Origin of the sequence: Streptomyces cellostaticus (assembly GCF_001513965.1) — a bacterium.
Lineage (GTDB): Bacteria > Actinomycetota > Actinomycetes > Streptomycetales > Streptomycetaceae > Streptomyces > Streptomyces cellostaticus.
The window spans coordinates 1-9,336 of sequence record NZ_KQ948083.1 but is presented as its reverse complement, the minus strand read 5'-3'; the positions used below and the strand labels follow the sequence as shown (position 1 = coordinate 9,336).

The following is a 9,336-nucleotide window of genomic DNA, read 5'->3' as shown; positions in this document are numbered from 1 at the left end:
GGCCCCGAAGGGGCGCCGCTCGCTCTCCCGTGTCGATGGTCCGGGGGTCGCGTCGGCGATCCACGGGCCATCGCCCGACGGGTCGACGACGCCCTCCTCCAGCCACTCGTAGGCCCCGCCCAGCACCTGCTTGACCACCTTGCGGTCGAGATCGTCGGTGTTGGTCCACAGCCGGTTGAAGAGTTCCTCGACGCGGATGCGGGACTGACGGCAGAAGGCGTCGGCGAGTTGGTAGGCCTCGCGGCCGTGCTCGCCCTCACGGCGCAGCCGCTCGGCGCGCACACAGGCCGCGCTCATCGCGAACAGCTCCGCGCCGATGTCCACGATCCGGCCGAGGAAGCCCTGCTTGGTCTCCATCCGGCCCTGCCAGCGGGACATGGCGTAGAAGGTGGAGCGGGCCAGCTTGCGGGCGTGCCGCTCGACGTAGCGCAGATGCCCGGACAGGTCGGCCTCGCGCTTGAACTCGTGGTACGAGGAGGGCAGTTGGCCGGGCCCGGCGACCAGCTTCGGCAGCCACTTGGCATAGAAGACGCCCGCGTTCGCGCCCGCCTTCGCCTTGTCCGACAGGGACTTGTCGGGGTCGATGAGGTCGCCGGCGACCGAGAGATGGGCGTCGACGGCTTCGCGGGCGATGAGCAGGTGCATGATCTCCGTGGAGCCCTCGAAGATGCGGTTGATGCGCAGGTCGCGCAGGATCTGCTCGGCCGGGACGGGCCGCTCGCCGCGCGCCTTCAGCGACTCGGCCGTCTCGTAGCCACGGCCGCCGCGGATCTGGACCAGTTCGTCGGCCATCAGCCAGGCCATCTCGGAGCCGTAGAGCTTGGCGAGGGCGGCCTCGATGCGGATGTCGTTGCGGTCCTCGTCGGCCATCTGCGAGGACAGGTCGAGCACGGCCTCCAGCGCGAAGGTCGTGGCGGCGATGAAGCTGATCTTGGAGCCGACGGCTTCGTGCAGCGCGACCGGTTTGCCCCACTGCTCCCGCTCGGCCGCCCACTCGCGGGCGATCTTCAGGCACCACTTGCCGGCCCCGGCGCACATCGCGGGCAGCGACAGCCGGCCGGTGTTGAGGGTGGTGAGCGCGATCTTCAGGCCCGCGCCCTCGGGGCCGATCCGGCCTGCGGCCGGGACCCGGACCTGGTGGAAGCGGGTGACGCCGTTCTCGATGCCGCGCAGGCCCATGAAGGCGTTGCGGTTCTCGACGGTGATGCCCTCGGCGGTGGCCTCCACCACGAAGGCGGTGATGCCGCCCTTGTGCCCCTCGGACTTCGGCACCCGCGCCATGACGACGAGCAGGTCGGCGACCACCCCGTTGGTGGTCCACAGTTTCACCCCGTCGAGGACGTAGTCGTCGCCGTCGGGTACGGCCGTGGTCGCAAGGCGGGCCGGGTCGGAGCCGACGTCCGGCTCGGTGAGCAGGAAGGCGGAGATGTCGGTGCGGGCGCAGCGGGGCAGGAAGGCGTCCTTCTGCTCCTGGGTGCCGAAGATCTTCAGCGGCTGCGGTACGCCGATCGACTGATGGGCGGAGAGCAGGGCGCCGACCGCGGGGCTGGCGGAGCCGACCAGGGCGAGGGCCTTGTTGTAGTACAGCTGGGTGAGGCCGAGACCGCCGTACTTGGGGTCGATCTTCATGCCGAGGGCGCCGAGTTCCTTCAGGCCCGCGACGACCTCGTCGGGGATGCGCGCCTCGCGCTCGATGCGGGCGGAGTCGATCGTCGTCTCGCAGAAGGCGCGCAGCTTGGCGAGGAACTCCTCGCCGCGCCGCACGCTCTCCGGGTCCGGGAGCGGATGGGGATGGATGAGGTCGAGCCGGAAGCGCCCGAGGAACAGTTCCTTGGCGAAACTGGGCTTGCGCCAGTCCTGCTCCCGGGCGGCCTCCGCCACCTGACGGGCCTCGCGCTCGGAGACGGTCGTGCGTTGGGTGGTGGGGGCGGACATGAGGCTCACCTCGCCGCGAAGAGGATGATGGGGGACCGTTCGTTACCGATCGGTGCTACTGGATCGTTCGTACCCGAAACGGGGCGACCCCACCACCCCTCGCGCGTCCGTTCAGCGGATGTTTCAGCCGATCTCCACCGAGTACGACTTGGTGTCCAGGCGGCCGGAGCCCTTGAAGACCTCGGTGCCGGACTCGATCCCGGAGACGTACTTGTCGTTGCTCAGCAGTTTGCGCCTGACGAGTGCCTGGGTGAAGCCGTCGAGGTTCATTTTCGCGCTGTCCTGTCGTAGGGGGCAGTCGGGAGCGCGACGAGGTGTCACCGGCGGGCGACCGAGGCCGACAGCAGCGTCTTCGCCTTCTCTTCGACAGGCGCGGTCTACGGTGTTGCATCGGGGGTCCTTCCGGGGGACGGTTCGTGTACCGCCCTCTCGTGGTCACCGCCCGCCGAAAGGTTGCCGTACTCCGGCGCACGCATAGCTGTCATAAAGAGATGTCGAAGCGCTTCGACAACCTATGGACACCCCACCCCGGCTGAAGGTACTGTCAATACACCCTCACTCACCCTTGTCGGCAATGGCGCAGTGTCGAAGCGCTTCACAAAGCTTGGAGAGCCGGATGGTCACCCTCGCCGAGGTCGCCCAGCACGCCGGAGTCTCGGCGAGCACGGTGAGCTATGTCCTCAGCGGCAAGCGGTCCATCTCCACCACCACCCGGCAGCGGGTCGAGCAGAGCATCCGGGAACTCGGCTACCACCCGAACGCGGGCGCCCGCGCCCTGGCCAGCAGCCGCTCGAACATCATCGCCCTGATGATCCCGCTGCGCACCGACATGTACGTGCCGGTGATGATGGAGATCGCCATCGCGGTGGCCACCACCGCCCGCACGCACGGGTACGACGTCCTGCTGCTCACCGGCGAGGAGGGCCCCGACGCGGTGCGCCGGGTCACCGGGAGCGGGCTGGCCGACGCCATGATCCTGATGGACGTCGAGCTGGAGGACGAGCGGCTGCCGCTGCTGCGCAGCACCGACCAGCCGTCCGTCCTGATCGGACTGCCCGCCGACACCACCGGCCTGACCTGCGTCGACCTGGACTGGAGCGCGACCGGCGCGCTGTGCGTGGAGCATCTGGCGGGAATCGGTCACCGTGACATCGCCGTCATCGGCGAGGCCCCGGCCGTCTACGAGCGGCACACCGGCTTCGCCGAGCGCACCCTCGACGGGCTCCGCTCCCGCGCCCGGGAAGCGGGCGTACGGGTGCTGCACCGCCCGTGCGAGGGCGGGTACGACGCGATGGCCCTGACCCTGGCCCGGATCTTCGACGAGCGCCCGGGCACCACCGGGTTCGTCGTGCAGAACGAGTCGGCGGTGGAGCCGCTGCTCGCACTGCTGCGCCAGCAGGGCCGGGCGGTGCCGGAGGACGTGTCGGTGGTCGCGGTCTGCCCGGACCAGGTCGCCGTACAGGCCTCGGTGCGGCTGACCTCGGTCGCCGTCCCCGCACAGGAGATGGGCCGGCACGCCGTGGAGCACCTGGTGGCCAAGCTGGACGGGCGGGGCACCGACGAGGTCGTGCTGATCGCGCCCGAGCTGACGGTACGGGCGAGTTCGGGACCGGCGCCCGCCGCGTCCTGACGCACCCCGTCGATGCCTCGCACCTGCGGGGCACACCTCTGCCTGCTGTCCCTGTCTGCACTCCTTACTTCAGGAGCATGCCCGTGAACCAGCCTGCCGGAATTCAGCCCGAGGTCAGCCTCGCTCAGTCCTCCCCCACCGTCGGCACCTTCCGTGAGCGGGACGGCGCGCTGGAGTGGAGCGGACGTCAGGAGACGGTGCGGATCGAGCCGTGGGGTCCGGACGCGGTCCGGGTGCGCGCCCGGCTCGGCGGCCCGGTGCTGGAGGACCTGCCGGGCGCCCTGCTTCCGGAGCGCCCGCCGGCCGGGAGCACGGTCAAGACGGTCGACGGCGAAGGCCGGCTGACGGTCGGCGCACTGACCGTGGAAGTGAGCGCCGAGGGCCTGATCCGCTTCCTGCGCACCGACGACGGCTCGGAACTGCTCGCCGAGGAGCGCGCCCACTTCTGGTGGCCCGGCCCCCGCCTGTACACGGCCGTCGGCAACGGCCACCACCGCCTGGAGCAGCGCTTTTCCGCCTACGAGGGCGAGAGGCTGTACGGCCTCGGCCAGCACCAGCACGGCCGCCTGGACCAGAAGGGCCTGGTGCTGGACCTGGTACAGCGCAACGCCGAGGTGAGCGTCCCGGTGCTGGTCTCCAGCCGGGGCTACACCCTGCTGTGGAACAACCCGGCGATCGGCCGGGTGGAGCTGGCGTCCAACGGCACCCGCTGGGTGGCCGACTCGGCCCGGCAGCTCGACTACTGGATCACCGCGGGCACCCCGGCCGACGGCCAGCGCGCCTACAGCGCGGTGACCGGCCGTTCGCCGATGCTCCCCGAGTGGGCGGCGGGCTTCTGGCAGTGCAAGCTGCGCTACCGCACCCAGGACGAACTCCTCGACGTGGCACGGGAGTACAAGCGCCGGGGCCTGCCCGTCTCCGCGATCGTCTGCGACTTCTTCCACTGGACTCACCTCGGCGAGTGGAAGTTCGACCCGAAGGAGTGGCCCGACCCGGCGGCGATGGTGCGCGAGCTGGCCGAGCTGGGCATCAAGCTGGTGGTCAGCGTCTGGCCGTCGGTCTCGCCGCTGTCCGAGAACCACCCGCTCATGGAGCAGCGCGGCCACTTCATAGGCACCCAGTACGGCCCGATGGCACACGCCGACTGGCCGGACAAGGGGGTCGACTCCACGGTCCAGGTGGCCTTCTACGACGCCACGAACCCCGAGGCGCGGGAGTTCGTGTGGTCCCGCGTCCGCGACAACTACCTCGCCCCCTACGGCATCACGGCCTTCTGGCTGGACGCCTGCGAGCCGGAGCTGAAGCCGGGCTTCCCGGAGAACCTGCGCTACTGGGCGGGCCCGGGCCTGGAGGTCGGCAACCTCTATCCGCGCGAGAACGCCCGCACCTTCCACGAGGGCCTGCGCGCGTCCGGCGAGGACGAGGTGATCACCCTCAACCGCTCGGCGTGGGCGGGCAGTCAGCGCTACGGCGCCGCCCTGTGGTCCGGTGACATCGGCACCGACTTCGCGACCCTGCGCCGCCAGATCGCGGCCGGCCTCAACACCGCGCTGTCCGGCATCCCCTGGTGGAACACGGACATCGGCGGCTTCCACGGCGGCGACCCGCACGATGCGGCGTACCGCGAGGTCATGATCCGCTGGTTCCAGTTCGGCGCGCTGTCCCCGCTGATGCGCCTGCACGGCTTCCGCGACCCGGGCATGCCGCTGGGCCCGGAGATGACGGGCGGCCCGAACGAGGTGTGGTCGTACGGCGCGGAGGCCGGCCGCATCCTGGAGAGCTATCTGCGGCTGCGCGAGCGCCTGAGGCCCTACATCCTGAAGGTCATGCGGGAGGCCCACGAGGAGGGCCTGCCGGTGATGCGCCCGCTGTTCCTGGAGTTCCCCGACGACCACGCGGCCTGGCCGGTCGACGACGCCTACCTCTTCGGCCGCGACCTGCTGGTCGCCCCGGTGCTGACGGCGGGCGCCACGGCCCGGACGACGTATCTGCCGCAGGGCGCGCGCTGGACGGACGCCTGGACGGGCAGGACGTACGAGGGGGGTACGGCGGTGACGGTCGACGCGCCGCTGGACCGCATCCCGCTGTTCCTGCGGGACGGCGCCGAACTGCCGATCGCCGAGTAGCGGCGCAGGGGGGCCGGCCCCGCCCGGGACCGGCCCCCCTGCGCTGCTCAGCTGCTGCTGACGCCGGAGCTGTTGGTGGTGAAGTTCAGCCCGCCGGACGACGAGGTGATCTCGCAGCCGAACGGGAGGTCACCGATGGTCACGTTGCCGAACCAGCCCTTGGTGTCCTTGATCCGGGCGCGGAGGCGAGGCCGACGGTGGCGCCGAGGGCAAGCGCGGGGCGATCAGGGCCTTGGCGACCCTGCTCAGGGTGGTGGTTGCCAGGGTGTCCCTTCCATGGGTGGGGGGAGTTTCCCGGGTTACCGCGCCCCCAGGGTGAGGACGCGGTCTTCTCCGGCGACCAGGTCGAGCGGCTCGGTGCCGGAGGAAGTCCGTAGTTCGATGCGGTGGGTGCGGCCGGGTCTGAGGACGACCGTGGCTCGGTGCGGATCCCAGGTGAGGTCGAGTTCCGCGCCGAAGCGGGTCCGCACGCCCCGGAGTTCGCCCTGCGGGCAGGTGTCCGGGACGGCCGGCAGCAGGACGAGCCGGTCCGGGGTGGACTGCACGAGCATCTCGATCAGCACGGCGGGGAGGGTGTGCGCGGCGTCCGCGTTGTAGACGTCCCGGTTCGGGTAGTGGGCGCTCATCAGGGAGGCGTGGAAGAAGTCGCCCGCCAGGACCTGGCGCAGGGCGTGGGCGACCCGGCCGGTGTCCCGGAGCCGGGCCGCGATCAGGGCGTGGTGGAGGTGGCCGTGCGCCGAGTGGTTCTCCGCGCCGCGCAGGGTGAGGGCGCGGTGGGCGGCGGCGGCCAGGTCCGGGGTGTCGTAGGGATTGATCTCTTCGAGGGGCCAGACGCCGTAGAGGTGGCTGAGGTGGCGGTGGTCGTAGGTGTCGTCGAGGCCGGGCCAGGCCCATTCGGCGAGGGCTCCGTCGGCGTTGATCCGGTGCGGGGGCAGCCGGTCGGCCAACGCCCGCCATCTGTCGGCCTGTTCGAGGTGGTAGCGGGCGGCGGTCAGCAGGGCGTGGCGGGCGGCGGAGAGGTCCATGGCCGCGTTGAGCGTGCCCCAGCCGGCGTTCGCGGGCCGGTTCTCGGGCGAGTAGGACGGGACGACGACGAGGTGGCCGTCGGCGTCGGTGCGGGTCAGGAAGTCCTCGTAGAAGAGGGCGGTCTCGGCGAGGACGGCGGCCGTGCGCGGATCCTGTTCGCCGCGTGTCTCGTCGTGGTCGACCAGCGGCTTGAGCAGCCAGTCGGCGCCGGCCGTCCACAGCTGGTGGGGGTACTCGCGGTCGAAGTGGTACGTGTATCCGCGCTCGCCGTCGGTGTGTGTGGGCGCGACCACGCCCCGGGTGCCGAAGACGGCGCGGGCGTTCTCCCGCCAGTCCGCGAGCCGATGGTGGATCAGGTGTGCGTGGGCGTCCGTCACTTCCGGCAGGGCGGCGGCCACGGCCGAGGCGGTCTGCAGGTTGAGGTTGGCGTTCGTGGTGAACGCCCCGGACCAGGCGGTGTTCCAGTCGCCGGTCCACAGGCCGGTCAGGCGGGGCGGGAACAGGCCGCTGCTGGAGAGCAGGTGGTAGCGGCCGGCGGCGAAGAGCCGTTCCAGCAGGGCGGTGCTGTGCGGGCGCTTGAGCAGCTCCGAGCCGGGCAGGGCGCGCTCGTCCGGGTCGGCCCCGAGGTCGAGGGTGACCCGCTGGTAGGCGGTGCGGTGGCGGGCCAGGTGGCTCTCGCGCAGGTCCGCGTACGGCCGCTCACAGCTCCCGACCAGATCGCGCAGCTCCCGGCCCTCGGCCACCACGTCCAGGTCGCCGGTGTGGCGGCGGACCCGGGTCAGCAGCAGCACCGAGCGGGCGCCGGTGATCCGGACGCCGGGCGGGACCAGTTCGGCGGTGCCGCCCAAGGCTGCGACGAGGGTCACGCCGGTGTAGGCGCGGTCGCTGTCCGGGTAGCGGGCGCGCAGGCTGAGCAGGGCGCCCTCGGGGGTGAGGAGCGCGCCGTGGCCGACGCCCAGACCGGCGGGGGCGCCGGGGAGCCGGTGGTCCAGCGAGACGACCAGGTCCGCCGCCACGACCTCCTGCACGATCACGTCGTCCGCGCGGGAGACGAAGACGCGGCTGCTCCAGTCGGCGCAGGCGGCCGTGACCTCGCCGGTGGTGAAGTCGACGGCCCGGCGGTAGCCGCGGACACCGGCGCCGGGCCTGCGCAGCCGTATCCGGAAGGCCGGGTGGAAGGGCTGCACCCACTGGAGCGGGCGGCCGTCGGTGAAGTCTTCGGCGGCCGTGCGGTCTCCGGCGAGCAACCTGTCCTGCACTGCCGGGAGTTCGGCGGCGAGCCGGGGCAGCCGGGCGTGTTCGCTGCCGTTGGGGCGGACCAGGGTGTGCTGGGTGACGATGACCCGGTCATCGTTCGGATTGCCGAACACAAGGGCGCCGTGATGGCCGTTGCCGCTCAGGAAGGCGTCCTCCCAGCGGGCGGCCGGGGCGGGCTCCCAGGTGCCGTGGACGGGTGCGTGGCTCATGACCGCAGCACCGCCACCCCGTAGCGGCCGAGGGTGACCTCGCCGGTGACGGTGATAGCGCCGAGCAGTTCGTGGTGGCTGCCCGGGACTTCGACGGTGACCGGCTCCCGCTCGTGGTTGAGCAGGAACAGCAGCTCGCCCCGGCGCACCGTCTCCACGCCGGCCGGCAGCCCGTCGAGCACCGGGCGTACGCCCGCCTCGGCGGCGATCCGGGCGAGCAGCGCGCGCAGCGCCTCCGGCTCGGGCAGCGTGGAGACGTACCAGGGGCGCCCCCGGCGCAGCACGGCGGGCAGTCCGTCCAGCTCGCCGCCCTTGTACGGCACCGTCTCGGCGGCCCCGGGCTCCGGCTCGATCTCCTCCGACCACAGGGTGCCATGGAAGCCGTCGCACTCCACGGTCTCTCCCGCATCCAGCGGCCACCACTCGTGCAGGGTGCGGATGCCGAACAGCTCGCGCAGCCGGGCGTCCATGCCACCGGGCCTGACCCGGTCGTCCTCGTCGGCGATGCCGGTGAGGAAGCCGCAGACCAGGGTGCCGCCGCCCTGGACGTAGGCGAGGAGGTTGTCGATGGCGGTGTCCGTGAGGAGGTGGAGCTGGGGCACGACGACGAGCCGGTAGCCGGACAGGTCGTGGTCCGGGTGGGCGAAGTCGGAGGTGCTGCCGAGCTTCTTCGCCACCGAGGTCTTCGGCTTGCCCATGGCGATGGGGGTGGTGAAGCCGGCCGCCGAGCCGTTCTTCGCCGGGATGTCCGGGGCCACGACGCCGGAGGCCACGTACGCCGGGAGGATCTTCTGCGCCGCCTTGCCCGAGGTGGTGCCTTCCTTGCGGCCCTCCTGCCCGCTTCTCCGGCCGAGGAAGCCCCGGCCGGAGAGGCTTCTCGGGCTGGGCGCGGAGGATGCGGAGGCGGCGTTCGGCGTCATTGCGTCAACCCTTCATGGCGCATCAGGACACCCGGCGGTGGGCCGTCGGCTGCGGTGTCTCGAGTGGATCTGGCTGAGCTGAAGCGTTCTCGGTGCCAGGGCGGCCCGGCCCGGAGGCAGTCGAAGCGCTTCGATGTTGCTGCGAAGGTTAAGGGACCACCTGGGGGTGCACAAGGGCCGCCTCCAGGATTCCTCCGATGCGCCACAGAACCCGCAGGCCGCCATTCCTCCTT

Annotated in this window: 5 protein-coding genes and 1 pseudogene; 2 read left to right on the top strand and 4 right to left on the bottom strand. The window is 71.6% G+C overall.

Annotated features, from left to right (window positions below; all coding sequences use genetic code 11):
* Together AQI88_RS41920 and AQI88_RS44545 are read right to left on the bottom strand one after the other, a co-directional pair.
* Window positions 1-1,935, bottom strand: a 1,935-nt coding sequence (locus tag AQI88_RS41920; RefSeq protein WP_067011058.1) for an acyl-CoA dehydrogenase family protein, incomplete at its 3' end; no start/stop codon positions are given.
* A 123-nt stretch (window positions 1,936-2,058) separates the two neighbouring features.
* Window positions 2,059-2,205 carry a hypothetical protein gene (locus AQI88_RS44545; RefSeq protein ID WP_244184647.1) on the bottom strand — a complete coding sequence of 49 codons (147 nt, stop codon included), beginning with the start codon at window positions 2,203-2,205 and terminating at the stop codon, window positions 2,059-2,061.
* 346 nt (window positions 2,206-2,551) lie between these two features.
* Between AQI88_RS44545 and AQI88_RS41915 the strand changes: the two genes are divergently transcribed.
* Together AQI88_RS41915 and AQI88_RS41910 are read left to right on the top strand one after the other, a co-directional pair.
* Window positions 2,552-3,565, top strand: a complete 1,014-nt coding sequence (locus AQI88_RS41915) for a LacI family DNA-binding transcriptional regulator (RefSeq protein WP_067011056.1) — start codon at window positions 2,552-2,554, stop codon at window positions 3,563-3,565.
* Window positions 3,566-3,648: 83 nt separating this feature from the next.
* Window positions 3,649-5,691, top strand: coding sequence for a glycoside hydrolase family 31 protein (locus AQI88_RS41910; RefSeq protein WP_067011060.1), 2,043 nt, complete (start codon window positions 3,649-3,651; stop codon window positions 5,689-5,691).
* 299 nt (window positions 5,692-5,990) lie between these two features.
* Here the strand turns inward: AQI88_RS41910 and AQI88_RS41905 are convergent, their stop codons facing one another.
* Together AQI88_RS41905 and AQI88_RS41900 are read right to left on the bottom strand one after the other, a co-directional pair.
* Window positions 5,991-8,183 (bottom strand): glycosyl hydrolase family 95 catalytic domain-containing protein, encoded by a 2,193-nt coding sequence (locus AQI88_RS41905; protein WP_067011054.1) that lies wholly within the window; start codon window positions 8,181-8,183, stop codon window positions 5,991-5,993.
* Window positions 8,180-8,839 (bottom strand): annotated as a pseudogene (locus AQI88_RS41900) (beta-galactosidase); the annotation flags it as partial. The gene AQI88_RS41905 and the pseudogene AQI88_RS41900, both read right to left, overlap by 4 nt.
* Window positions 8,840-9,336 lie beyond the last annotated feature (497 nt).